Below are 23,346 nucleotides of genomic sequence, written 5' to 3' on the forward strand. Positions count from 1 at the left end.
TGTTTTATCTATGAATTTTTTCTTTAAGTTTTTGAAGTTCGATATACTCAATTATGGCACGCCGTCCGATATCGTTTAAGGAGAGCACTTCTGTTAAAAGCCGCCCGGTTGTATAATCTCCCAGGACCGGTTGATTCAGTACGTCAATGCCTTGTTTGCATTCAGTTCTGCCTAAAAGATAATCTGTGGATACATTATAAAAATTTGCCAATGTAATAACCGCACGGGTTTGAAGATCGGATTCTCCCTGCTCGCATCTGGAATAGTGTTGTTGTGTCGTTCCGATAATTTTGGCAATATCCCGTTGCCTCAAGTCTTTATCCTCTCGAAGCTCGCGGATTATTTCATATGATTCCTTCATGCCTTGCTTCCTTTACATTTAATTGGTGTATAAAATAATACCACACACATTACTGATGTATTGACTTAAACTTATTATTGGTGTAAAATGCTGAATAATACATTTATAATGTGTAAAAAGGAGAATTTCATTCATGTGATGACTCTTGGCAATTCAGGCTTATCTTGAATGCCCATAAACACATTGACTGCTTCCAAAAATGACGCGCAAAGGCGCGTCATTTCCTTATATTCCAGCAGGAAAGGTGAGTGAAAATGGTTTTTGATGATTTAGCCGACGCCTTAAATAGTATTCAGGCACTGGAGTCAGTCAATACCTTGATTTGCATTACAGATACCGACCATAACATGATTTATGAGAGTTCGAATAAAAATTGTCGGCCAAGTGTCTGCCCGGAGGATCTTAAAAAGATCGGCAGGGTATTCCGGCCTTCTCTAAGGGCTACATTCAGAGTACACTTAATCGATAACTGGGTGACTGCCATAACCACTATACCCGTCGCAATTGGCGGCGAATCTTATTTATTGGAATTCAAACAGCTTATCCGGCAAAACATTCAATTCAGTCCGGAGCCCCGGGATTTGGAAGATTTGTATATCCATCAGATAAAGGAAATGGCCATCACAGACTCCCTCACCAAGCTTTATAACCGGAGATACATCGATGAACGGCTGCCTATCGATATGCAAAGTTCTTTTGAATTGGATGAACCTCTAAGCGTTCTTTTTATAGATATTGACTATTTTAAACGGATCAATGACCAAAACGGTCATGCAGCGGGGGACCAGGTGCTTCAGAAGCTGGCCCTGCTGCTGCAGAAGCATCTCCGCAGGGGAAGCGGCTGGGTCGCCCGCTACGGCGGCGATGAGATTCTCATCAGTCTGCCGGGCAGCGGAAAAAAAGCCGCCAAAAGCATTGCCAACCGGCTCAGAGAGACCGTTCAAAACTATAATTTTTACTTTAAAGGAAAAAAAGTAATGGTGACCTGCAGCATAGGGACTCAAACCGTCTTTAAAGATTCCGGGATTGCAGGCATAGCCGAATTGCTGGCTATGGTGGACAAGAAACTGTACCGGGCTAAAAATGAAGGCCGCAACAGGGTGTGCTGATTTAGAAACTAGCTACGGCAAAGGATAAGCCTAAAGCATCTTGCTTTAGTGTGTATTTTCAGCTATGATAGATAATGAGTTAGGTAGTTTTTGTTAACCTTACTTGCGATGGGGCTCGCTATTGCGTAACGCTGATGGCTCCTACTGAAACTATTTCAGTAGGAGTCTTTTTATTTTTAAGAAAGGAGCCAACAGGGTGAATATTTTAGTCGTTGCTTTAGGAGGAGCTTTAGGGACAGTGTCCCGCTATACTCTCGGTTTATGGGTATCAAGCAAATGGAGTCAGGGTTTTCCGTTGGGGACGTTTATCATCAACATAACCGGTGCTTTTCTCTTGGGATTTCTCAATATCTTATTCATTGAACGCTTAAATGTAAGTCCTTTATGGCGTCTGGGCATAGGCATAGGTTTTCTGGGCGGCTACACAACCTTTTCCACCTTTGGTTATGAAGCGATCATGTTGTTGGAAGGAGGGAGTCTGCTTACGGCAGTACTTTATACCGGTTTAACTGTACTCATTGGCTTCGCCGGAGTTGCCTTGGGAATGGGACTTGCCCGCCTGCTCTGATTCTCATTGAACCATTAAAGTACAAGGATATGGGAATACTCCTGCCCAATCCGAGAAGTTCCAGGCCTATCTCAAATACGAAGGCGCGCGCCTTCATATTTGAGATAGGCCTTTTTGTGTAAGGTTGATCACTGGCATTGTATATTGACAATAAAGGAAGTTTCTGCTAGTATACGAACTGTATTAACTGTACTAAATAATATAGAACAGATGGGTGGTAACTATGTTTCAATTGGATTATATGGATCATAGCCCTTTGTATGAACAGATTAAGGAGAAAATAAAAGCACTCATCATCAGCGGGGTACTGAAGCCTAACGAGAGGGTTCCCTCCGTTCGTGAACTGGCCCAGTCTCTCACCATCAACCCCAATACCATTCATAAGGCCTACAAAGAACTTGAGCTGGAAGGATACATATACTCCATCCGGGCCAAAGGAAGTTTTGTAACCCCCATAAACCGTAAAATCAACCCGGGAAGACAGGATGACCTGCTGCTGGAGCTGGAGAAACTGGTTTCAGAGCTGGCCTACCTGAATATTCCCCAGGAACAGCTCCTCTCCAGAATTGAGGAAATCTATAAAAAAGGGAGGCAAAGGAACCATGATTGAGGCCCAAAAGCTGACAAAATCCTTTGGCAATTATAAAGTTCTTGATGATCTGAATTTAAAGGTTGAGAAGGGATCCGTCTACGGCCTGCTGGGGCCTAACGGTGCCGGCAAAACCACTCTGATTAAACATTTAACGGGATTATACCGTCAGGACCAGGGGACAGTGAGTATTGCTGATCAGCCAGTCTACGAAAATCCCCAGGTCAAAGGGCAAATGGTTTATATTCCCGACGATTTGTACTTCTTTTCTCAAGCAAGCATCGCTGAAACCGCCAGGTTTTATGCCAAAATATATCCTGACTGGAATTGGAAGCGCTATGAGCAATTAAAGCAGGTATTTCCCATCGACAGCAGGAGAAGAGTGGTCAAGCTGTCCAAGGGAATGCAGAAGCAGGTGGCTTTCTGGCTGGGTATTTCCTCCATGCCTCAAGTCATGATCCTGGATGAACCCGTGGATGGCCTGGACCCGGTGATGCGCAAAAAGGTCTGGAACCTCATCCTCCAGGATGTAGAGGAAAGGCAGATATCCGTCCTGGTATCATCCCATAATTTAAGAGAACTGGAAGATGTCTGTGATCACATCGGCATCCTGCACAAGGGGAAAATTGTTGTGGAGAGGGAACTGGACGATATGAAATCCGAGGTTCACAAGTTTCAGCTGGCATTTGCCGGTGAGATTCCGGAAGGATTCCTGGAAGGTCCTGAGGTCTTGCACAGAACCCGGACAGGAAGCATACTGCTGCTGATTGCCAGAGGGGATAAGAATGAATTGCTGCAAAGGATGAAAGCCGCCAATCCGCTTATTTTGGATGTCCTGCCTCTGACACTTGAAGAAATTTTTATTTATGAATTAGGGGGGATGGGTTATGACATTCAAAATATCATTATTTAAAAAAACTTTGATCTTAAACGACTTCAAGCGTTTTTGGTGGGTAAGCGCTCTCTATACCCTAGCTCTTATGGCCTATATTCCTTTCAGTCACCTGATGAACGCCATGGGGATGGATGTTTGGGAGACTTTCTGGATCCAAGACACTATCGACAGAACCCTGAGTTTTTCTCAGGGCGGCGTTCAAGCTCTTCTCGTCTGTACTGTGCCGGTTCTAATGGCAGTCTTGATATTCCGGTACTTGCAGGCAGACAAATCAGCTGTTATGATGCACAGCCTGCCCTTTAAAAGGAGCTCTCATTATGCCAGCCATTGCCTGGCAGGCTTTGTTCTGTTAATCATGCCCGCCGTCTTAAATTCTCTGCTTTTGATCGTCTTAAAGTATTGGACAGTACTGGGAAGTTTTTATACCCTGTCCAAGATTTTCACCTGGCTTGGACTAAATATCTTTTTCTGTATGTTATTTTACAGTATCGCCGTATTTGCCGGGATGCTGACCGGATCTTCCGTAGCCCAAATCGTCTTCACTTATATCATTCAAATCCTGCCTATAGGAATTTATGCTTTGCTGAAATTCAGCCTTGAGCAATTGTTGTTTGGCTTCGCTGAAGCCCCTTACGCACTGTTTAACCAGGATAATTACCCTTTATTTTGGCTGCTGAACGGGGGCTTTCCGAGGAACCCGCAGACGCTGGGCTACTTTGCGGCTTACATCCTGGCCGCCGCCGCCTTTTTAGTCCTGGGCTGGTTTGTCTATAAACACAGAAGGCTGGAAACGGCAGGGGAGATTATTGCCTTTCCGACCTTATATCCGGTCTTTAAATACGGGGTGACCTTCTGTTTAATGCTGATGGGAGGAACTTATTTTTGCGGTACTTCCCGGCAATCCCTGCCCATGCTGATCGTGGGCTATGCTCTGGTTTCGGCTCTGGGCTATTTTGTAGCGGAAATTCTGATCCATAAGTCCTTCAGGGTTTTGCGCTTCTATAAGGGGTATCTCCGCTACGCCCTTGTCATTGGGATACTCCTGGGAGGCCTGTCCCTGGATGTTTCGGGCTTTGTTAAACGGGTGCCCAGCCCTGAGGAAGTAGAAAAGATCTATTTCGGCTATAACTATAATGACTGGTTTTATTTTGAAAAGGAAAAGAATCCCGAATTTCTGGAGTCCAGGTATAATGACAGCAAGTACTTCGCAAATAACCCGCCCCTCCTCCTGGAAAGTCAGGAGAATATTGCGGGAGTGATTGAACTCCAGAAGCATTTGATCAAGGAAAGGAAGAAGGGGGCAGGCTCATACCCTTATATCATTTACACCCTGAAAAACGGAGATTATATCATTCGCCGATACAATATGAATGAAGCTGATCAGAGTGATGCCGCTTTCCTCAAGCCCATTTATGAATCCCTGGAGTATAAAGGCCTGAAATTTCCGGCAATGAATCTGGTGCCGGAGGACATAAAAATGATGTCTATCAGAGATGACCGCAGCGGCAAAAGGCCGGTCGATCTCACAGAAACTGAGGAGATCCGGGAATTAACGGAACTTCTGAAAAAGGAAACCGCTGAGATGCCCTATGAGGATATGACCTCACCTCGAGATCCTTATATCTGGCTATCCGTATTGGAAAACAATAATGCCAAAGAAATCTATGACAAACGCATCCTGGTTCAAAGCAGTTTTACCTCCCTGATAAACTGGTTTAAGGACAAGGGCTATTATGACCAGTTTGCCCTGCTATTGGAGGACATTGAATCCGTTGAACTGGAAAAAGCTGATAGTCTAGGATACGCAAGCAAAGCGGCAACACGCAGCCGGGTAAAGATTAATGAGCGGGAAGTGATTGAAGAATTGTTAAACATTAATTCCAGTACGGATTACAACAGCAATGCGGTCATTGTGCGTTTTAATATACGGAATAGCTCCTGGGAAAAACATGTCAGCCTTGATTCCCCTGTTTCAGTAAAATTAAAGGGATATTTCAGGGAATTGGAAAATAATTAAGCAGCGCTGCCGCCACGCCTGTCCCAGTTTGGAATGCGCATTCCAAACTGGGACAGGCGATTTTTGGCAATGGAAATATATTACGACAAAGAGGATAAGGTGAGATAGTGGCGAAATAAACCTAGAATTGGTATTTGCTGTTCTGGATGCAGAATTATGGTAACTATAGCTACCTAATAGTGAATATCAGAAATAAAATCATTATAAAATTACGAGGTGTGCAAATGGAAAAAATTAATCTGAAAGAAAAATTTCAGCTTTTTAACGAACACTGGAGCCCCAAAATAATCGGGGAGGTCAATGATTCCTACGTCAAAATAGCCAAGTTAAAAGGGGAATTCACCTGGCATTTACACGACAATGAAGATGAGATGTTTTATGTAGTCAAAGGGTTATTGACTATAAAATTCAGGGATAAAGACGTGCACTTACAGGAGGGAGAGGGTATCATCATTCCTAAAGGAACTGAACATCTGCCTGTTGCTGCTGAGGAGGCCCATGTGCTGTTAATAGAGCCCAAAAGCACGTTGAATACCGGAAACATAATAAACGATAAAACGGTTGAACAATTGGAGAGAATCTAATCCGAAGCTGAAAGGAGTAAACAGGACTATGTTGGATGCTACACGCGCTTCTCTCGGTGTTCTTTTAATTCTGTTGGTTGTGCCGGTCGCAATTATCGTTTTTATTGTCTGGCATATCAGAAAATTAAATAGGATTGAAGAGACTGTTCAGGAGATTCTTAAAAAATTAAATACGGATGAACGTACAATTAAGTAAGGAATTAAAGCGACAAGAGAAGAGGAAAGGATGGGCAAATGAAAACAGAATCCTTACCCGGGAGTGATAAGAAGTGGCAGGGAGGACTTAAAACAACTGCTCTCATCGGGCTCATTCTAATTGTCTTCACCAGCCTTGGGATCAGTCTTGCAAGCTATAAACTGGGAAATGAAATTAAAAAAGATATTTTATCAGTTAAGGATATAAAGCGTACTGCGGAAGGATCGGGTTTGAGCTTAACCTCAAATTCGACGGTTGACCCCGCCGACTATAAGATGGGGCAGGTTGAGCCTGAGGTTTATCAAGTCAAAAATTTCGACGGAATGCTGTTTATCTATAATTTCTCTTCAGTGGGCGAGAGGAATACAGCCTATGATCAGTGGGAAGAATCCACCAGGCAATACAGCGGCAATTCAAATACAAATATGTTTTCGTCAAAAGAAAATCATAATTTGGCTTATGCCGCCAAAAATACCATCACCGTTCTTAGTTTACGCCCCTTTTCCAGTGAAGAGTATGTACAGAAAATTTCATCAAGACTAAAGAACTTGGAAAAATGGTTTTTTTATAACTTAAACGAAGGAGACCAAATCGTCTATCAAGGGGAAGGAGAAAATTGGAAGGGGAAACTCATAGTCAACTACTATGATAACCTTTGGACCGATGCTAAAGGAGCTATCAATTATGATAGCTGGACCCACGAGCAACCCATACTGGAGTTTAAAGGGGATGCGGGTACTATTCAGGGTAATTTTAGTTATGATTTTGAGTGTCCAGGCCGTAAATTTGGCGTTACGCATTCTGACGGGTTTAATGCAAGGAGATATAGCGAAAAGGATATGGCCTTAAATTATGGCGGTGTAGTACTCGGCTTTGGAACCATCATTCATGGGAGCAGTCCTATACCTTCAAAAGATGCTATTCATAAGCTTACCGTCAAATGGAATAACAAGCAGGAGACCTTTGAGTTAAAGGCTTTTGAGTAAGCAGCAGAAGTTGTAGTGTAAAAAATTCTCCAAAAATGTCTAAATACGTTTTACAATGTTTTACACCGCCGGTTCAATAATGAAGAACTCCTTCCATACTCCTCGGCAATAAAATCCATAAAGTAGCGGCTGGCAATGGGCAATACCTTCTTGTTTTTAAAAGCCAGGGAAATAGTGCGGACAATCGGCGGGGAGAGCTCCAGGGTGGCGATATGATAAGGGGACCTGCTGATGATTAATTTCGGCAGGATAGAGATCCCTAAGCCGCTTTCAATCATAGACATAATCGTATAGTCGTCATGAACACGGTATTGGATGTTGGGGTGGAGATCTTCCCGTTTAAAAAACTCCAAAGGCACGCTTAATTGCCCTTCATCCAAGAGGATATAGGCTTCATCCACCAAGTCCCGGAGAGAAATTTTCTCTTTGCGGGTTAAGGGGTGGTTTTGGGGCACGACCACCAGCATTTCGTCCTGCTGGAGGGGGATGGTCTTGAGTTCGGATACGGCTTGGGCATCGGGATTGACAAAGCCGAAATCCACGCTGCCTTCTTTAATCAACTGGGCAATGCTGGTGTACTCTCCCTGGTGAAGCTCAAAGCAGACGGAAGGGTACCTGGCTTTAAAATCCCTGATCAAATCAGGCAGCCAATTGCTGGAGACACTGGAGAAGGTGCCGATACGAACAATTCCTTTCTGCAGTCCTTGCATTTCCCGGTGTTTTTCTTCAAGCTCCCGGTGGGAATGATAGACAGCCTTGATATAGGGCAGAAATTCCTCGGCATCAGGCGTCAGGGTGATCCCTTTGCGTGAACGCAAAAAGAGCGTGGTGGAGAGTTCTTGCTCCAGGGCGCGGATCATCTGGCTGATGGCGGATTGGGTGTAACCCAGTTCCTCAGCGGCTTTGGTAAAGCTTCCTGTTTCCATAATTTTAATAAAAGCTTGATAGCGGTTCATATCCACCTCGAATACATTAGAAAAACTTATATATTCATTATGAAAATTCGTTTTACTTATGTCAAGAGGGGAGAGTATGATAAAAAGAAATGATGATTGATCAGAGGTAAGTTTCAATGAGCAACAAGATTATTCCCTGGAAAAACGGGATCAAAGACGGTATCCCCATCGCTCTCGGCTATTTCGCGGTTTCTTTTACCTTCGGCATTATGGCGAAGAAGGCCGGGCTGACGCCCTTTCAGGCCGTCTTCATGTCTGCGGCCAACCTGACCTCAGCCGGACAATTCGGAGCACTGGCTTTAATCGGAACTTCCGCCACTTATCTGGAAATGGCCCTGACCCAACTGGTCATAAATTTGCGCTACTGCCTGATGTCCTGCTCCCTATCCCAAAAATTTGAAACAACTGCCGGTTGGCCCCATCGCTTTCTGGTGGCCTTCGGCGTTACGGATGAAATATTCGGGGTATCCGTTTGCAAAGAAGGCAAACTGAATCCCTTTTACAATTACGGTTTGATGTGTGTCAGTATACCTGGCTGGATGCTGGGTACCTTTTGCGGGGCAGTATCAGGAGAAATTTTGCCGGCCAGGATCATCAGCGCCTTAAGCGTCGCCTTGTACGGGATGTTTATCGCTGTGATTGTCCCGCCGGCTAAGGGCAGCAAGCTGTTGACGGGAATCATTGTCTTATCCATGCTGCTGAGTTTGCTGTTTGCCCAACTGCCTATCCTAAATCAAATCTCCCAGGGATTCAAAATCATTATTTTGACGGTATTGATAGCAGGAATGGCAGCACTCCTGTTTCCGGTGAAGGAGGCTGCCCATGAGAGGTAATACCTATCTCTATATCCTGGTCATGGCGGGTGTTACCTATTTGATCAGACTCATTCCTTTGATTCTCATGCGTAAGGAAATCAAGAATGTGTATCTCAAATCCTTTCTGTACTATGTACCCTATGTCACCCTGGCGGTGATGACGTTTCCCGCGATCTTAAGCGCCACGGCAAGCCTGTGGTCAGCCCTGGCAGGATTCAGCGCGGCCTTAATCCTGGCCTACCGGGGCGGCAGTCTGTTCAAGGTTTCCATCCTGGCCTGTCTAACGGTCTTTATTATTGAGCTGATGGTGTGAACTATCCCCGCCACGTTTAGAACGTTTTCTTTACATTATTGACTTGAGGTATATAATCCATCCACAACGACAAAATAGTACTTAACTTATTATCGAAATTTCGATTCCAACAACATCATATTGTATCTGCTCATCCTTTGAATAATAAATGTCCATATCACTTGCTTTTGCTGTTGATAGGTCCCTTTCCGAATATCCACATTTTAGTAAAGGCAAAGACTTATACAGTTCTTCAAATGACGGATATCTATGAATAGACAGAACCTTGGTCAGTAATCTTTTTTCAATATCTTCCGTATTTATAAATTCGATTTCGTCACCAATATGGACGATTTGCCTTTTCTCATCATTGAGCCTCAACTCAATAGTTTTTTTGCCACTTTCAATTTTAGAAAATGGTGAAGGATTAATATCCATCTTATGCCTCATGTGAAACACCTCCGAAAATTCCTGTTTACATACATATAAAATTTATCATATAGCATTTTCCTCAACTTCACAATCACAACCACTTCGGGCCAAGTTGACCCGAAGTTCCTTTTTGCCCGGACAGCCTATATAATTGATAGAGTTTTTCAGAGTAATACTATTGAACAATAACGGATTTAAGTCCTTGGCAGTGAGCTTTACTCAACCCCTATGTCAGTTTCCTAAAGATTTCAGTCCAGGCTGCTTTACGACATATCGTGCCAAAGCCTCGTAGTGCTGGCGCGAACGAAAGAATGAGATAGTTGCTTCGCAGTCGTTGGATAAAGTGTAATACGTATTCCATCTAGGGTATAATCCAGTTATTAATATTTGTAAAAAAGGGTATATCCTTTGTTAGTTTCAAGCAACTAAAAAACCTTGCAGCTTATGCAGTTGCAAGGTTTTTTAGTTACAGAACAACCTAAAGGGCTTTTTTGCCTGTGATCAGATAACCTTTTTGTTATCCGGGCCGGGGGTAGTGACAATAACCTTTTCCGGGGTGATAATAAGCGCACCCTTGGCAGTCATAGCCCCTTTGAACATGTCCGAGACAAGCTTTTTGAACGTCTCCACAACAGGGCCCTCCGTCAGGTACTCGGCCTTGCCTTTGATCTGATATCCTTCCATGGTCGCTCCATTGCAGGCAGAAATGGCTATCTTACCATTTTCTTTAATGTTGGAAAGCGTGGTATCCAAAAATACATCACCTACCACTAGTTTGCCATCTTCGGTAACATCCTTGAAAGCTACTGGTACGGCATTCGGCTCATCCGAATATGTACCCAAAAACCACAGCTGCTCTTTGAGAAGCTTCACTACGTTTGCATTCATTTGAACGACCCCTCCTATATGATTTGCTCTTATTTGAGCTTAAGTAAAGTATAGGCAAGCTGCGGTGTGATTTGAAGATACCCGTAAATTTATGAGTTACTCATAAATTTCATAGTTACTAGCTTTTGCACAGTATGCCTTTTATAATTACGATACAGGAGGATGGTCAGCATGTATAAACCCAAGTTAGAAAAAGATATTCGCTGCCCACTGGAATATGGCTTGGACATTTTCGGCGGAAAATGGAAATCACGGATTATCTGTGTTCTGGCAGAGAAAGAGGTTCTGCGTTACAGCTCTCTGCGCAAGGAAATGACCAATATCACGGACGCGGTTTTGGCAACGACTTTAAAAGAGTTAATGGCGGACGGAATTGTTCAAAGACAGCCATTTGATGAAATTCCGCCGCGGGTAGAATATTGCCTGACGGATAAGGGAAGATCCGTTGTACCTATTTTGCAAAGCATTTGCAGATGGTCGGGGGCATACCACCGGGAGAACAGCGAGTATATCCTTTCCCAATGTCAAAAATGCGATTACAAATGCGATACCTAAACGGTTAGGGTGTGTAATGATTCCGGTACATTTTTGCACTGAATTTAAATTTTTATGTAAGAGTATCATTACAGTTTTGATAAATTAAGAAACTTGGTGTAGTAAATTCTGACGAGTTTAGACTTTTCATAATATTTACTCCCCCAAAATGCCACTGAACAGGCATTTTGGGGTTGCTTTTATTTTGGCATGATTTTTGCTATTTATTAATGGTATCAACTCACGCCTAAGATCTGCTTCATTAAATCATGGGGAACGGTGCCTCAAGGGGGGCAGTTTATTAAACGGAAAGTTGCAAGGCGAACAACATTCAAAAATAAGGGGCTGATTGATGTTGCGACAATGATCTATGAAATCCTTAAAGGAATTAAGGAAAAGGGTTAGATCGAGTTGAAAATGAACTTAAATTAACATGGGGGGTAGATCGGATAGATCACACGGACTCTAAATTCGTGCAGACGGGTGAAACTCCCGTACTCCTCGCCATTTATACATTTATATTAAAATCATTATTGACTTTGGGAAATGAGTAAAAAGACACAAAAAATCTAGAGTGAGAAATTTCTACGGAGGTGAGATAGGTGATTCAAGCAAATATTGCGTTTGAAAATGAATTATTGAAAAGCGGTACAAAGGTCTTAACGCAAAGCAGGGACTGTACAGATCAGCAGTTGAGACTGGCTGAAGAAATACAGGCTCGCGAACGTTCCAAAGTTGCCATGCGAATAATTGAGTCAAGAGCAATGAGTATTAACTCTCTGGATAAAGAATATGAGCTTAAAATGATGGTACGAAATGGTGAAAAGCGAGCAGCTCAGAGGCTATTGGAGCAATTATTAGTTGATATTGCCGAAGTCAATTATGAGCACTTCGATGCCTTCAAAACCAGAGTTATTGAACTAGTCGTTATTATCTCAAGAGCTGCTGTAAGCGGAGGAGCCAACTTAAATGCGGTTTTGCAGCAAAATTTTTTATTTTATCAGGAATTGCTTGAAATAACAACAACTGAAGAAATTTGCGCCCGGACTAAGGATATGTTGGAAACCTATATGAATCTGCCTGACATTAATATGTATCAAAAGAATATCAAGGAAATTCAGAAAGCCGCAGAGTTTATAAAACTTAATTTCCGAAAAAAGATAAACATTGAACATATAGCCCAAACAGTTTATCTAAGTCCCTGTTATATCAGCCGGCTTTTTAAACAGAATCTTGGCTGTACAATATCGGAATACATTACTCAAGCGCGAGTAGAAAACGCTAAAACAATGTTAAAGGACTCTCAATATAGTATTACACAGGTTGCTAAAGAGAGCGGCTTTGAAGATCCTACCTATTTCTCAAGAGTTTTCAAAAAGATTGAGGGAATTACTCCAAGTAGGTACAGACAATATACGTTATGACCGAATATAACTTATATCCACAAAGTGAAGGATTTGATTAACAATTAATACAAAGTGCTTGAGAGACGAAGGGTGAGTTGATATGCGGGTTGCGATAGTAGGTGGAAAACTGCAGGGAGTTGAGGCAGCTTATCTGGCCAAGAAAGCCGGATGGGAAGTTCTTCTCATTGATAAAACATCGGAAGTTCCTGCGGCGGTGCTTTGTGATGAATTTTATTTGCTCGACGTTACAAAAATTTTGGAGTGGATGCCAATCCTTAAAGGGGTTGATCTCATTATCCCTGCTCTTGAGAATCAAGAAGCCTTAGATAGTCTGGTACGCAGTGCACGATTTACCAAGACTCCTTTATTATTTGATAAGGATGCTTATGCCATTTCTTCTTCAAAAATTGACTCTAACCGGTTGTTTGCTAAAATAGGAGTTCCGGCTCCTGTACCCTGGCCGGAATGCGGTTATCCAATCATTGCGAAACCTTCAGGTGCCAGCGGGAGCGAAGGGGTTTACAAACTTAATAATGCTCAAGAGTTCGAAGAATTATTGGAGAATGGTTTGAAGGATTGGGTATTAGAGGAGTATCTTGAAGGGCCATCTTACTCGTTGGAAGTCATGGGATTTTCAGGAGTTTATAAAGTTCTTCAAGTCACGGAACTACATATGGACGAAATCTACGATTGTAAACGAGTGGTGGGTTCAGCTGTTTTACCGGAAGAGCTTAGGGCAGAGTTTGAATCCGTCGCACTAAAGTTAGCCCAAAGTCTGAATCTTGAAGGAATTATGGATGTTGAAACTATACTTCATCAAGGAAGGTTAAAGGTTCTTGAAATTGATGCTCGTCTGCCTAGCCAAACTCCAATCTCAGTCTATCATGCCACAGGGATCAATATGCTGGAGATAATCGGTAATGCCTTTGTACAAGGTAAGCCCTGGCAAGAGTTTGATGTATTCGTGAAAAGAAGCGTGATTTTCGAACACATCCGTATAATCAATGATAAACTTGAGATCTGTGGTGAGCACATTATGGCTGAAGCGGGTCCGCTTTATTTATATCCGTATTTTTATGGAGCAGATGAAGCAATTTCAAACTATGCTCCGGGTAAAACGGATTGGGTGGCAACACTGATTATCACCGGGGTGAACAGCCAAGAGGCCTGGTTAAAAAGAGAAACTATCATCCGGGCAATCAAAGACGAGTGGGGGATAGAGAAATACTTCGATCAATCTGCCTATTGCTTGCAGAGGGATGTGTCGTCATTTAGCTCTATTGAACACGCGACAATTAGGTGATTATATTAATGATTCAGCCTTGAATTTTGAAATATTAAAAAGCACTCAAATTTGAGTGCTTGTATGCTATAATTTATTTGTAACAGAAAAAGGCTTGCGGGGCGGTCGGCATTCCTCCGAAGGGAGGTGATGCCGTGGAAGTATACCAGACTTTGATGCTGATGATTTCATCATTCCATAAACGGAAATAGACCGCCTCTGTGCAAGGGTTCGGTCTATTCCGCACTCTTTGAAGCCGTCCGCTCTTTAAGCGGCTGTTACATTGGAGTCATGGGTCCAACATGACTCCTCTTTGATTATAGTATACCACAGTTGGCTCAAAGTATCACTATTGATAGTGTTAGACAATATTTATTACCAAATAAATTCCTTTTTGAAATAGAAACGAAAATTTAATATAATATTGTCATGCACCAACGGGTGGGAGGACAGGCCATGAACAAAGAAGAACAGGTCATACTGAGTTTCAGGGACTTATACAATAAGATGGTTTGGCTTAATAAACTTAAGATGGAAGAGAGTCTTAAGGGTTATAAGTCTTCTGAAGTACATTGCATTGAATACATTGGAAGAAATGTAGATTCCAACGTGACAAAACTTGCGGAGTCCTTTTATATGACTAGAAGCGCCATAAGTAAAGTAACTAAGAAGCTCATTAAAAAAGGTTATATCGAAAGTTACCAGAAAACAGATAACAAGAAAGAAATCTATTTTCGCTTGACTCGTCAAGGGAAAGAGATTTATAGAATCCATGATGAACTGCACAAAGAGTTTCAAGAGCGGGATAAACCTGTATTTGAGCAGGTAACCGAGGAACAATTTGATAGTATGCTTAGCTTCATGGAAAAGTATAGTAGACATTTGGATGCAGAAATAAAGAAACAGGGTGTAGACACTAACTCGGAATAAATTTGAATAATGAAAATGACACAGGCAGCCTAACTCTATTGAGAACAGGCTGCTTTTTTATGGTTATTTTTTGTGGACAAGGAAACAAAATAGTGATAGGATAAATATGTTTCCGAGGACTCAAAATTATGGCTTTTGATAGGAGAATTTAAGTGTTCAAATTCAGATCACAAAATGAACAGAATACAGAACAAACCGTAGATAAAAAGGCTTTAATATTCGGTCTTATGTCTGTTTTTCTTTGCGGAATAGGCTTCAGTATTATAGCACCGGTCGTTCCATTCCTGGTGCAGCCTTATATAAACAATCCGGGAGATCAAGCTATAGTTGTTACACTGCTGACCTCTGTTTATGCAGTCTGCGTGTTTTTGGCGGCCCCCGGACTTGGAGCTTTGAGCGACAGATATGGCCGTCGTCCTTTGCTCTTAGTATGTCTTTTGGGTTCCGCAATCGGGTACTTAGTTTTTGGCATAGGTGGGGCTCTATGGGTACTATTTGCTGGGCGTATAATAGAAGGTATAACAGGCGGGAGCATAAGCACTATCTTCGCATATTTTGCTGACATCATTCCTCCAGAACAGAGAACCAAATACTTTGGATGGATGAGTGCGGTTGTAGGTGCAGGCACCGTCATCGGCCCAACTCTAGGCGGATTACTTGCCAAGTTTGGTTATTCTGTACCCTTGTATTTTGGAGCAATCATAACTTTATTAAATGTTGCTTATGGATTCTTTTTTATGCCTGAGAGCCTTGCCAAGAATAATAGACTCAAAGAAATTACCTTTGTAAGACTGAATCCATTCACACAGCTCGTAAACATACTTTCTATAAAAAGCTTAAAAAGGCTGCTTGTCTCAGCGTTCTTACTTTGGATACCTAACGGATCTTTACAGGCAGTTTTTTCACAATTTACAATGGATACATTCAGTTGGAAGCCTGCACTGATCGGACTTATGTTTTCAATTATAGGCGTCCAAGACATCATTTCACAAGGTTTCATAATGCCAAAGCTTTTGCTGAAATTTAATGATGCTCGTATTGCAATTCTTGGAATGGTTTCGGAGATTATAGGCTACAGTCTTATTGCAGCATCGGCTTTGTTCTCATTCTATCCTCTTTTAATCGCTGGAATGTTTATATTTGGTTTTGGTGATTCGATCTTCGGGCCTTCATTCAATGGGATGCTCTCCAAGTCTGTCGATTCTCATGAACAAGGAAGGATTCTAGGAGGCAGCCAATCTATTCAGGCTTTGGCAAGAATAATTGGGCCTATCATTGGAGGTCAGATCTATGTATCACTTGGTCATGCCGCACCCGCTTTTATGGGTATGATCCTTATAGCAGCGGCAATACCGGTTTTGTATAAGGGCACTGAGGGAGGAGACCCTTCGCGAAATAATTCGTTTTTCTGAATGCCATCACAGGAATCAATATGCTGGAGATAATTGGTGACGCATTTGTACAAGGTGAGCGAAACTATTTCTACCAGAAGGGTTTATTTTTAATAACAATTAATTTATAATTAAAATAAAATTCGAGAATACTGAAGTGTTAGAAGGTATAAGGAGGGAAATTTATGAATCCGTTGGAATTTGCAATTAAAATGGAACTGGATGGAGAACAGTATTACGCCAGACAAATGGAAATAAACGAAAATAACCCGTTGCGTTCGGTGTGCTTGTTGATGGCAGAGGATGAAAAGAAACATGCCGAAATACTAAAAAATAAATTGAATGGACTGCCATTTGAATTAACGAATACGAACATACGTAATGAAACCAAAAACATTTTTGCTGATTTAAAGGATGTGAACGTTCCAGGGAAGATGCTGCCCAGCCAATTGGATTTTTACAGAACAGCGTTAAAGCTGGAACAAGAAAGTATTAACCTATATACGCATCTGTCGGATAAAGCGGAAGATATACAGGTAAAAGAAGTGTTTGATTTTTTAATTCAGCAAGAAAAATATCACTATGAAACGCTTGAAGAATTGGTAGCACTGATTAGTCGGTCGGAAGAATGGGTAGAATCTGCGGAGTTCGGGATCAGGGAAGAATATTGACAAGCAAAGGATGGATGTTTTAATGGAAAAAGTTATTAATATCGTTGGTTTTACCGGAAGCCTGCGCCGCAACTCTTATAATAAGGCAGCTCTTAACGCGGCTAAAGAATTGTTGCCTGCCGGGGCAAATTTGGAAATAGTAGATTTATCGCCTATTCCGTTTTTTAATGAAGATTTGGAATCAGAAGGGGTCCCTGAGGTCGTCGTCCAGTTGAAAAGAAAACTGGACGAGGCAGACGCCATCCTGATTTCCACACCCGAGTACAACTATTCCATACCGCCGGTGTTGAAAAATGCTTTGGATTGGGCGTCCCGCGGTACGGAATTGCCGTTAAGCGGAAAACCCCTGGCGATCATGAGCGCTTCCACCGGCATATTTGGCGGAGCTCGCGTCCAGTACCATCTGCGTCAGGTCTGCGTTGTACTCAATCTTTTGCCGTTGAATAAGCCGGAAGTGTTCATTATGAGTGCGCACACGAAGTTTGATCCCAGCGGAAAGTTAATTGACGAGTACAGCAGAAACGCTATTACAAAACTTTTACAGGCGTTGGTGGATAAAACACGGGAAATGAAGGAGTGCCAAGAAAGAAGTTAATCCAGGAAACCACTGCTCTCGTCAATATTATTAGCGGCATCAAAAGCGGATAACGTAGATAATTGTATTTACTTAAAAAGATTATTACGGGCAAAAAGTGCTCTTTGGTTTCTAATGAAGCTGAAGGGCACTTTTTTTGTTGACACAGCAACAAAAACGCGATATATTAACCTTGTTATTGTTACCATGTCAACAAAAGGGAGAGAGCCGTATGAATCAAACGCTAAGAATCTTAGATATTCTTACTAAAATGCAGGAGCAGTCGGACGTATTCCAGCATAAAGGAGAGGGGCTGTTGGATGACATCAGCCTTGCGGAAGTCCATTGTATTGACTGTATTGGTATGATGGACCATCCGAATGTAACAAAAATTTCCGAAAAAATGGGGTTGACCCGGGGAGGCATAAGCAGAATCAGCAAAAGGCTGCTAGGTAAAGGCCTAATAGAGAGCTACCAGGAGCCAGACAACAACAAAGAAATCTACTTTCGGCTGACTGAGAGCGGACAATATGTCTATGACGAGCATAAACAACTCCACAACCAACTCAGAGAAGAGTGGTTGTCCTTTTTCGAACGCTACAGTGACGATGAGCAAGCTGCAATATTACGGTTTTTCACAGATATTAACGGTCTTTTTAACGGCAAACCGGCTGATAAAACTGACAAGGCCGGCTGGTAAGTGATACCGAGGTAAAGAGAAATTTCACAGAATCGGCGGCGGAAACGAATGCTTAAGAAAGTGGGTACACCATGCTAAAAAATATATTGTCTCGTCTCATTAAAAAAGCAGACGAGAAGCCAGAAACAAATCCAGTCCCAGCTCACTATCGATATCAGATTAACGCTGATGAATGCCGGGGCTGCGATAGGTGTAAAAAAATTTGCAAGGTAGGGGCGATCAGCGGAGAGCGCAGAAAAGTGTATGTGATCGATGAAGAAAAGTGCATAAAATGCGGAACTTGTATGAAGTGGTGCAAGTATAAGGCAATACAAAGATTGGATTTTGTTTAGTATCAAGCACATTTTGATTTTGGCTTTGTCACCGTTTTCGGACAAGTTCATATAATGAAACATGGACTGGCTTTTACTCACAAGAGTTTGCCGCCGCTATAAGAGACGATTGCCAAGCTGAGATGCGAAAGGAGAAAATAATGCCGATCAATTCAACACACGCTGAAACGGCTATGGTGGTGCGGTATCAAACCGGAATGGATGCCGAGGGCATTCCCCTTACCCGCCAGAAATCCCTGGCGAAAGTAAAAGAAAGCGCTGCTATCGAAGAGGTTTACGCAGTCGCCATAGCACTCTTCAGTTTAGTGGAATACCCCATCGCAGAGATACGCCGCAACAGCAGTTATATTCTCACTGAAGAGTAGATGTCGATATTTAAGGTAAAAAGGAAGTGATTATCCATGCCCACTGCAACCCAGAAAGTTGTTCGCCTCGTCTTCACCGTCGCCGGAGGAGGCACGTTCACCATGACGCTGCCCTCGCCAAGGGCGGACCTGACGCAGGCGGAAGTTGAGCAGGTCATGGATCTCCTTATCGAAAAGAATATTTTTGATCTTTCCGATGGCGACCTCGTCGCCAAACGGGATGCAAAAATAGTAGAAACAGTGACTGAGGATATATTCGATCCACCTATCGCTTAAATTGTTTTGATATCGGCGCAAACCCGGTTAAAGCCCAGTCCATACTCTAATAAATAAACCAAATCGAAAAATGGCGGCCGGCTGAAAGCATCTTCAACTGGCCGCCATTCCTGTGGTCGGTTGTTTATTCCGGGGTTTCCGCGGGCAAGTCCTCACCTTCTTAAACCTGAGCACATAATCTGTAGAAAGCAACCAGGAAGGATTGATGCTCGGATGACTTCTATGACGGAACGTACCCCTGGGATTATCGCGGATGAAATAAATATAATCAACCATCGCACCGGAACGACCCTGCTGGCCAACGCCATGGAGATCGGTCGGTGTCTGAAAGAAGCCAAGGCCCTGGTCAGGTACGGGGAATGGGGCAAATGGCTGGCTGAGTCGGTCCGTTATTCCCAGCGCTCAGCCGGGCGGCTGATTCAGCTATATGAAGCTTATGGCGCTTCTCCTGACCTCGAATCCAATCCAAATTGGCCGGCGCTGTCTAATTTGACTTACACCAACGCCCTTATCCTCCTCGACGTCCCGGAAGAGTTGCGGGCGGACTTTATCGCGCACAACGATGTCGGGAACATGTCTTCCCGTGAACTTAAGCGGGCCGTTGGAGCTGCCGGGGCTGACGGAGAGAAGGAGCACACCCCGTCTTTGCAAAAGATTGACCAGGCTCTGCAGAAGATCGCCGACCTGGAAAAGGCGCTGAACACCATGATCGCTAAAATCAGTGATCTTGCCGACCAGGTCCGGAGCCTGGAACAGCGGGTGGAAGAGGCAGCGTCGAAATTCAGGACAGGACGGACGAGAGCCGCAGGGAAAGAGGCGAGTTCGGGCAAGAGCCAAAAAGAAGCGCCGGCGGCCGCCCAAAGCGTCCAAACTGCGCGTCTCCCCATATCCCAAGCAGGCGCTGAATCCCACCCAGCCTCCGAGACGACGGAACCGGCTGCCCCGGAAGCAGCGCCAGTAAGGCCTGCCGCCCCAGAGGCAGCGCCCGCTAAAGCTCGCTCCGCCGGCCAGCGCTCCTCTGCTCCCGTGCTCGTCGCTTCCGATTTCACGGTGCCTGAATTTCCCAATTTTACGGCCACCGGGTTTGAAAACGCCGATCCCGAATACTATATCAGGCAGGCCGAATCCCTGTTTGAATTTCACCGCGGCAATATTCACCGCTCTTTTGACCAGCTCAAGCTGTTGCTGACCGTGCTGGCCAGGAAGGATAAGGAGATGAAGGAGAGACTGCGCAAGCAGCTCAAATCCTTCCTTGAAAACATGGCCAAAATTATAAGCCAATGGCCTCCGGCGATTAAAATGACTTAAAAAGCAATTATGTGCTGGAAAATCACGCCTGGTTTAAGTATTTGAAATATTCATAAATATCATCTACAATTATTTATAATACCGAGAAGAAATGGCTTATTGTATAAGGAGCATTATGTTTAACGATTTTATTAAACATTATAATACCATTAGAAATATTCTCAGAGACTGTTTTTTATATGGATGTTTTTCGATTGACGAACTCGAAACTAAAAGAAATGTCAGCCCCAGGAAAGTTAGTTATGAAATACGGCGTATTCAGCAGTACGTCGAAAAGAAATATGTGAAAGTCGATAAAGATGGACGGTATAAGCTCATTAGCCTTACTTACGATTTTTTAAGGCATACAGACAACTTCCTTGTGAATACTTTTATGACCAAAAGTTTTACAAGGTCGGACCTGTACTTGTATCTGCTGATTCTGATGTACCTTCAGTCCAAAAATACTCCTTATTCAGTAAACGCTATAGTCGATGAACTAATTAAGGATGGCCATTTAGACTTCGAAAAAATCAGCGTAAAGACAATCGAAAGAAAACTCAATGAAATGTCTAAAGGAATCGGTATCCTTTCTTGTGCTACGGAGAAAAGGACAAAACAGTACTATATAGCACCGGATATATTTGAACAACTAAGCAACGACCAGTTACTGGAGCTACTCAGAGTCATTGATCTTTATAAAAATATTATTTTTCCTACAACTATCGGTTATTTCTGCGCCCAAACACTTCAGGATTATTTGTATTATGAAAGAGAATGCAGCGTTACTTTTAACTTGTTTAATTACAAGTCTGTTCACTTTCATCCTGTAATTGAGGAACAGATCCTCTGGGAGATTCTGAAGGCAATTCATCAGGAACGAAAGATTAAAATTCACTATCATACAGCAAAAAGACCAGATAAGAACACCTATAAAGTCCTAGCACCTTACAAAATAAGATATGATGTACGTCATGGCAGATTTTATTTAATATCCTTCAATAATTATGGTAAGTGCATTATTTCAAGGCTGGATAGGATCGAGAGCATTGAATTGCAAAAGGAATCCTTCAGCAGGGACGATTATGACAAAAATTACAAAGAACGTATGAAATACACTTGGTCCAGTGTAGCTTTGGCAGATGGAAAAAAACCGGAAAACATCAAATTGGAATTATTAATTGATGAATCCTCAGAGAGGTATTTAATTGAAAAGATTAAAAACGAAGCACCCGGTGGGAAAATGGAGAAAATTGAGGAAGGTTGCTATCACTATTCCCTGAAAGTTAGTGACAGTGGTGAAATGATTCCCTGGCTGAGAAGCTATGCCGGAAACATCCGGGTCTTAGAAAGTGCTGAGCTTGCCGAAAAGCTTGCAGCAGACTGGAAGGAGATTCTTTTGTCCTATGGAATTGTTTGATGAAGTAAAAAACAGATATTTTCAGCTGGTATTTAGAATTATTAACGAATGTGTCTCCGGAAAAACTAAAGATGAGATTTTAAAAATCATTGATGAGGGAGAATTTGAACAAAAAGTTATCGGAAAAAATCAATGCACGTTTGCTGATCTCGTCTTAAATACCGGGGACAAAGACAATAATTTCAATCTATTAAAACAAGAGAATGATCTGTTTTTCCCGTGCCTTAGAGATACCGGAAAAAGACCCTTGCCGATTCGTTTTACAAACCTGGAAAAAGCATGGCTAAAAGCGCTGCTTAGCCAACCGGGAATAGAAATGATTTTAAGTGACGAGACTTTGGCACAACTTCAAACCATTCTGCGTGACATTGATACACCGCTTAAAAAAGACTATCTGGAAATGACCAATATCATTCAGCTGCCGGAGATTTCTCAGCCGGATATTTACCAAGCTAATTTTAGATTGCTCTTAGAAGCGTTAATTCAAGAAAAGCCTATTCGCTATGATAACCAAGATAGAAAAGGGAATCTTCATAAGAATAAACTGGCCGTGCCGGTTAGCCTTGAATATTCAATGAGAGACGGCAGATTCCGAATATCCATGTTTTCCCTTGATGATAACAGGCCGGTTATGGCCAACCTTTTTACGCTGTCAAACCTAAGGATCGTCAACGAGAAGGTCCCCATAGATCGGGAAACCGCGAGGGCATTACTTTACGAAAAATACTCCCAAGAGCCTATTGTCTTAGAAGTTACGGATAAAAAGGGAGCGATGGAAAGAAGTTTTATGTGTTTTTCCGGTATGGAGAGATCCGCAAAACATTTAGGCAATAATAAATATGAGTTACAGCTTCATTACTACCTATTTGAAGAAGAAAATTTAATACGGAGTATTATTTCGTTAGGACCCTATGTCAAGGTAACATCCCCGCAAAGAATCGCTGATGAAATAATAAGCCGGGTAAGAAAATCATTAGAGTTTGCAACAAGATAAATGTTGCAAACTTTTTGTCTTTTGACCGGTAAATTATCCCGCTATACTAAAAATGTTCCTAATTCCTTTACATAGATTTCTGTATAATCTTACGGTGCCTGACTTCTTAAGATTTAGGTATGCCGGTATCGGAATATGGAACTCAAGAACCGAGGAACGGAGGTTCGATTCCTCCATTACCGTAAGGTAATTAGCTCAGTGGCAGAGCCTTCGGCTATAAGGGGTTCGAATCCCCATCAGATTTAAGGATCTGAAGCTATGGTTAGCTCTCAATGGTCACCTGAAGATTGGATCTTTGGAGAGAATCCCACGTTTGGGCAGTATCTCTGCAAAGACAGCGGGACTTAAGCCATGAAGTGCGCGGATACCGGATAAAGCGAACCTAAACTTGTCTGAGGCATAAGCAATTCATCATGGCCAAGATAGGTAACTCTGTCCTTAAGCAGTACTCCGCTAAGGTTTCGCAGGGGTTCTCAAAAAAGATTCAGCAAAATTG

28 protein-coding genes are annotated in these 23,346 nt (G+C 42.6%); 24 read left to right on the forward strand and 4 right to left on the reverse strand.

Annotation, left to right across the window (positions count from 1 at the left end):
- Positions 1-4 precede the first annotated feature (4 nt).
- On the reverse strand, positions 5-361 hold the full coding sequence (locus tag DESYODRAFT_RS13330; protein ID WP_007783911.1) for a helix-turn-helix domain-containing protein: 357 nt from the start codon (positions 359-361) through the stop codon (positions 5-7).
- A gap of 254 nt (positions 362-615) precedes the next feature.
- On the opposite strand from DESYODRAFT_RS13330, the gene DESYODRAFT_RS13335 reads away from it, so the two are divergent.
- The 8 genes from DESYODRAFT_RS13335 (at position 616) to DESYODRAFT_RS13365 (ending at position 7,305) form a co-directional block, all read left to right on the forward strand.
- Positions 616-1,470 (forward strand): GGDEF domain-containing protein, encoded by an 855-nt coding sequence (locus DESYODRAFT_RS13335; RefSeq protein ID WP_042339719.1) that lies wholly within the window; start codon positions 616-618, stop codon positions 1,468-1,470.
- A 196-nt stretch (positions 1,471-1,666) separates the two neighbouring features.
- Complete coding sequence (gene crcB / locus DESYODRAFT_RS13340) at positions 1,667-2,038, forward strand: fluoride efflux transporter CrcB (RefSeq protein ID WP_007783913.1); 372 nt, start codon at positions 1,667-1,669, stop codon at positions 2,036-2,038.
- A gap of 223 nt (positions 2,039-2,261) precedes the next feature.
- Positions 2,262-2,648 (forward strand): GntR family transcriptional regulator, encoded by a 387-nt coding sequence (locus DESYODRAFT_RS13345; RefSeq protein ID WP_007783914.1) that lies wholly within the window; start codon positions 2,262-2,264, stop codon positions 2,646-2,648.
- On the forward strand, positions 2,641-3,540 hold the full coding sequence (locus tag DESYODRAFT_RS13350) for an ABC transporter ATP-binding protein (protein WP_007783915.1): 900 nt from the start codon (positions 2,641-2,643) through the stop codon (positions 3,538-3,540). The genes DESYODRAFT_RS13345 and DESYODRAFT_RS13350 overlap by 8 nt, the downstream gene beginning before the upstream one ends.
- Positions 3,515-5,539 (forward strand): DUF6449 domain-containing protein, encoded by a 2,025-nt coding sequence (locus DESYODRAFT_RS13355; RefSeq protein WP_007783916.1) that lies wholly within the window; start codon positions 3,515-3,517, stop codon positions 5,537-5,539. The genes DESYODRAFT_RS13350 and DESYODRAFT_RS13355 overlap by 26 nt, the downstream gene beginning before the upstream one ends.
- A gap of 224 nt (positions 5,540-5,763) precedes the next feature.
- Positions 5,764-6,123, forward strand: a complete 360-nt coding sequence (locus DESYODRAFT_RS13360) for a cupin domain-containing protein (protein WP_007783917.1) — start codon at positions 5,764-5,766, stop codon at positions 6,121-6,123.
- 28 nt (positions 6,124-6,151) lie between these two features.
- Entirely contained in the window at positions 6,152-6,319 is a 168-nt protein-coding gene (locus tag DESYODRAFT_RS28215) for a hypothetical protein (RefSeq protein WP_007783918.1), read from the forward strand.
- Between the two features lie 38 nt (positions 6,320-6,357).
- A complete protein-coding gene (locus tag DESYODRAFT_RS13365; RefSeq protein WP_007783919.1) occupies positions 6,358-7,305 on the forward strand; it encodes a hypothetical protein in 948 nt (315 codons plus the stop codon).
- A gap of 50 nt (positions 7,306-7,355) precedes the next feature.
- Here DESYODRAFT_RS13365 and DESYODRAFT_RS13370 read toward each other — a convergent pair whose 3' ends face one another.
- Positions 7,356-8,261, reverse strand: a complete 906-nt coding sequence (locus DESYODRAFT_RS13370; protein WP_007783920.1) for a LysR family transcriptional regulator — start codon at positions 8,259-8,261, stop codon at positions 7,356-7,358.
- Between the two features lie 116 nt (positions 8,262-8,377).
- Here DESYODRAFT_RS13370 and DESYODRAFT_RS13375 point away from each other — a divergent pair, with 116 nt between their 5' ends.
- Both DESYODRAFT_RS13375 and DESYODRAFT_RS13380 read left to right on the forward strand, forming a co-directional pair.
- Positions 8,378-9,094: an AzlC family ABC transporter permease gene (locus tag DESYODRAFT_RS13375; RefSeq protein WP_007783921.1), complete on the forward strand. Its 717-nt coding sequence runs from the start codon at positions 8,378-8,380 to the stop codon at positions 9,092-9,094.
- Positions 9,084-9,389: an AzlD domain-containing protein gene (locus DESYODRAFT_RS13380; protein WP_007783922.1), complete on the forward strand. Its 306-nt coding sequence runs from the start codon at positions 9,084-9,086 to the stop codon at positions 9,387-9,389. Before DESYODRAFT_RS13375 ends, DESYODRAFT_RS13380 begins: the two co-directional genes overlap by 11 nt.
- 81 nt (positions 9,390-9,470) lie before the next feature.
- On the opposite strand, the gene DESYODRAFT_RS13385 is transcribed toward DESYODRAFT_RS13380, so the two are convergent.
- Positions 9,471-9,818, reverse strand: coding sequence for an ASCH domain-containing protein (locus tag DESYODRAFT_RS13385; RefSeq protein ID WP_007783925.1), 348 nt, complete (start codon positions 9,816-9,818; stop codon positions 9,471-9,473).
- A 483-nt stretch (positions 9,819-10,301) separates the two neighbouring features.
- Complete coding sequence (locus DESYODRAFT_RS13390) at positions 10,302-10,688, reverse strand: pyridoxamine 5'-phosphate oxidase family protein (RefSeq protein ID WP_007783926.1); 387 nt, start codon at positions 10,686-10,688, stop codon at positions 10,302-10,304.
- 171 nt (positions 10,689-10,859) lie between these two features.
- Between DESYODRAFT_RS13390 and DESYODRAFT_RS13395 the strand changes: the two genes are divergently transcribed.
- The 14 genes from DESYODRAFT_RS13395 to DESYODRAFT_RS13460 all read left to right on the forward strand — a co-directional run bounded on the left by DESYODRAFT_RS13395 (position 10,860) and on the right by DESYODRAFT_RS13460 (position 22,850).
- Entirely contained in the window at positions 10,860-11,243 is a 384-nt protein-coding gene (locus DESYODRAFT_RS13395; protein ID WP_007783928.1) for a winged helix-turn-helix transcriptional regulator, read from the forward strand.
- Between the two features lie 581 nt (positions 11,244-11,824).
- Positions 11,825-12,646: a helix-turn-helix domain-containing protein gene (locus tag DESYODRAFT_RS13400; RefSeq protein ID WP_007783930.1), complete on the forward strand. Its 822-nt coding sequence runs from the start codon at positions 11,825-11,827 to the stop codon at positions 12,644-12,646.
- Positions 12,647-12,728: 82 nt separating this feature from the next.
- The gene (pylC, locus tag DESYODRAFT_RS13405) at positions 12,729-13,931 is read left to right on the forward strand and encodes a 3-methylornithine--L-lysine ligase PylC (protein ID WP_007783932.1); all 1,203 of its coding nucleotides are present in this window, start codon (positions 12,729-12,731) and stop codon (positions 13,929-13,931) included.
- Between the two features lie 435 nt (positions 13,932-14,366).
- Complete coding sequence (locus DESYODRAFT_RS13410) at positions 14,367-14,840, forward strand: MarR family transcriptional regulator (protein ID WP_007783933.1); 474 nt, start codon at positions 14,367-14,369, stop codon at positions 14,838-14,840.
- 152 nt (positions 14,841-14,992) lie between these two features.
- On the forward strand, positions 14,993-16,252 hold the full coding sequence (locus tag DESYODRAFT_RS13415) for an MFS transporter (protein WP_007783934.1): 1,260 nt from the start codon (positions 14,993-14,995) through the stop codon (positions 16,250-16,252).
- Positions 16,253-16,416: 164 nt separating this feature from the next.
- Complete coding sequence (locus DESYODRAFT_RS13420; RefSeq protein WP_007783936.1) at positions 16,417-16,902, forward strand: ferritin-like domain-containing protein; 486 nt, start codon at positions 16,417-16,419, stop codon at positions 16,900-16,902.
- Positions 16,903-16,924: 22 nt separating this feature from the next.
- Positions 16,925-17,497, forward strand: coding sequence for an NADPH-dependent FMN reductase (locus tag DESYODRAFT_RS13425; protein ID WP_007783938.1), 573 nt, complete (start codon positions 16,925-16,927; stop codon positions 17,495-17,497).
- A 211-nt stretch (positions 17,498-17,708) separates the two neighbouring features.
- Positions 17,709-18,176 carry a MarR family transcriptional regulator gene (locus DESYODRAFT_RS13430; protein WP_007783940.1) on the forward strand — a complete coding sequence of 156 codons (468 nt, stop codon included), beginning with the start codon at positions 17,709-17,711 and terminating at the stop codon, positions 18,174-18,176.
- 71 nt (positions 18,177-18,247) lie between these two features.
- A complete protein-coding gene (locus tag DESYODRAFT_RS29975) occupies positions 18,248-18,508 on the forward strand; it encodes a DUF362 domain-containing protein (RefSeq protein WP_042338555.1) in 261 nt (86 codons plus the stop codon).
- Positions 18,509-18,648: 140 nt separating this feature from the next.
- Positions 18,649-18,873: a DUF1659 domain-containing protein gene (locus tag DESYODRAFT_RS13440; protein ID WP_007783942.1), complete on the forward strand. Its 225-nt coding sequence runs from the start codon at positions 18,649-18,651 to the stop codon at positions 18,871-18,873.
- 36 nt (positions 18,874-18,909) lie between these two features.
- Positions 18,910-19,149 carry a DUF2922 domain-containing protein gene (locus tag DESYODRAFT_RS13445; protein ID WP_007783944.1) on the forward strand — a complete coding sequence of 80 codons (240 nt, stop codon included), beginning with the start codon at positions 18,910-18,912 and terminating at the stop codon, positions 19,147-19,149.
- Between the two features lie 213 nt (positions 19,150-19,362).
- The gene (locus tag DESYODRAFT_RS13450) at positions 19,363-20,457 is read left to right on the forward strand and encodes a DUF3102 domain-containing protein (RefSeq protein WP_007783946.1); all 1,095 of its coding nucleotides are present in this window, start codon (positions 19,363-19,365) and stop codon (positions 20,455-20,457) included.
- Positions 20,458-20,572: 115 nt separating this feature from the next.
- A complete protein-coding gene (locus DESYODRAFT_RS13455; protein ID WP_007783948.1) occupies positions 20,573-21,856 on the forward strand; it encodes a WYL domain-containing protein in 1,284 nt (427 codons plus the stop codon).
- A complete protein-coding gene (locus DESYODRAFT_RS13460) occupies positions 21,843-22,850 on the forward strand; it encodes a WYL domain-containing protein (RefSeq protein ID WP_007783949.1) in 1,008 nt (335 codons plus the stop codon). Before DESYODRAFT_RS13455 ends, DESYODRAFT_RS13460 begins: the two co-directional genes overlap by 14 nt.
- Positions 22,851-23,346: the final 496 nt, after the last annotated feature.

The sequence above is a fragment of the Desulfosporosinus youngiae DSM 17734 genome (assembly GCF_000244895.1).
GTDB classification, from domain to species: domain Bacteria; phylum Bacillota; class Desulfitobacteriia; order Desulfitobacteriales; family Desulfitobacteriaceae; genus Desulfosporosinus; species Desulfosporosinus youngiae.

Excerpts from the sequence above, each read along its gene's own strand:
- DESYODRAFT_RS13385 (WP_007783925.1), bottom strand. The coding sequence starts at position 9,818 with ATGAGGCATAAGATGGATATTAATCCTTCACCATTTTCTAAAATTGAA.
- DESYODRAFT_RS13345 (WP_007783914.1), top strand. The coding sequence starts at position 2,262 with ATGTTTCAATTGGATTATATGGATCATAGCCCTTTGTATGAACAGATT.
- DESYODRAFT_RS13425 (WP_007783938.1), top strand. The coding sequence starts at position 16,925 with ATGGAAAAAGTTATTAATATCGTTGGTTTTACCGGAAGCCTGCGCCGC.
- DESYODRAFT_RS13330 (WP_007783911.1), bottom strand. The coding sequence starts at position 361 with ATGAAGGAATCATATGAAATAATCCGCGAGCTTCGAGAGGATAAAGAC.
- DESYODRAFT_RS13430 (WP_007783940.1), top strand. The coding sequence starts at position 17,709 with ATGAATCAAACGCTAAGAATCTTAGATATTCTTACTAAAATGCAGGAG.
- DESYODRAFT_RS13355 (WP_007783916.1), top strand. The coding sequence starts at position 3,515 with ATGACATTCAAAATATCATTATTTAAAAAAACTTTGATCTTAAACGAC.
- DESYODRAFT_RS28215 (WP_007783918.1), top strand. The coding sequence starts at position 6,152 with ATGTTGGATGCTACACGCGCTTCTCTCGGTGTTCTTTTAATTCTGTTG.
- DESYODRAFT_RS13365 (WP_007783919.1), top strand. The coding sequence starts at position 6,358 with ATGAAAACAGAATCCTTACCCGGGAGTGATAAGAAGTGGCAGGGAGGA.
- DESYODRAFT_RS13455 (WP_007783948.1), top strand. The coding sequence starts at position 20,573 with ATGTTTAACGATTTTATTAAACATTATAATACCATTAGAAATATTCTC.
- DESYODRAFT_RS13335 (WP_042339719.1), top strand. The coding sequence starts at position 616 with ATGGTTTTTGATGATTTAGCCGACGCCTTAAATAGTATTCAGGCACTG.
- DESYODRAFT_RS13450 (WP_007783946.1), top strand. The coding sequence starts at position 19,363 with ATGACTTCTATGACGGAACGTACCCCTGGGATTATCGCGGATGAAATA.
- DESYODRAFT_RS13390 (WP_007783926.1), bottom strand. The coding sequence starts at position 10,688 with ATGAATGCAAACGTAGTGAAGCTTCTCAAAGAGCAGCTGTGGTTTTTG.
- DESYODRAFT_RS29975 (WP_042338555.1), top strand. The coding sequence starts at position 18,248 with ATGCTAAAAAATATATTGTCTCGTCTCATTAAAAAAGCAGACGAGAAG.
- DESYODRAFT_RS13410 (WP_007783933.1), top strand. The coding sequence starts at position 14,367 with ATGAACAAAGAAGAACAGGTCATACTGAGTTTCAGGGACTTATACAAT.
- DESYODRAFT_RS13420 (WP_007783936.1), top strand. The coding sequence starts at position 16,417 with ATGAATCCGTTGGAATTTGCAATTAAAATGGAACTGGATGGAGAACAG.
- DESYODRAFT_RS13460 (WP_007783949.1), top strand. The coding sequence starts at position 21,843 with ATGGAATTGTTTGATGAAGTAAAAAACAGATATTTTCAGCTGGTATTT.
- DESYODRAFT_RS13440 (WP_007783942.1), top strand. The coding sequence starts at position 18,649 with ATGCCGATCAATTCAACACACGCTGAAACGGCTATGGTGGTGCGGTAT.
- pylC (WP_007783932.1), top strand. The coding sequence starts at position 12,729 with ATGCGGGTTGCGATAGTAGGTGGAAAACTGCAGGGAGTTGAGGCAGCT.
- DESYODRAFT_RS13380 (WP_007783922.1), top strand. The coding sequence starts at position 9,084 with ATGAGAGGTAATACCTATCTCTATATCCTGGTCATGGCGGGTGTTACC.
- DESYODRAFT_RS13370 (WP_007783920.1), bottom strand. The coding sequence starts at position 8,261 with ATGAACCGCTATCAAGCTTTTATTAAAATTATGGAAACAGGAAGCTTT.
- DESYODRAFT_RS13350 (WP_007783915.1), top strand. The coding sequence starts at position 2,641 with ATGATTGAGGCCCAAAAGCTGACAAAATCCTTTGGCAATTATAAAGTT.
- DESYODRAFT_RS13375 (WP_007783921.1), top strand. The coding sequence starts at position 8,378 with ATGAGCAACAAGATTATTCCCTGGAAAAACGGGATCAAAGACGGTATC.
- DESYODRAFT_RS13445 (WP_007783944.1), top strand. The coding sequence starts at position 18,910 with ATGCCCACTGCAACCCAGAAAGTTGTTCGCCTCGTCTTCACCGTCGCC.
- DESYODRAFT_RS13395 (WP_007783928.1), top strand. The coding sequence starts at position 10,860 with ATGTATAAACCCAAGTTAGAAAAAGATATTCGCTGCCCACTGGAATAT.
- DESYODRAFT_RS13360 (WP_007783917.1), top strand. The coding sequence starts at position 5,764 with ATGGAAAAAATTAATCTGAAAGAAAAATTTCAGCTTTTTAACGAACAC.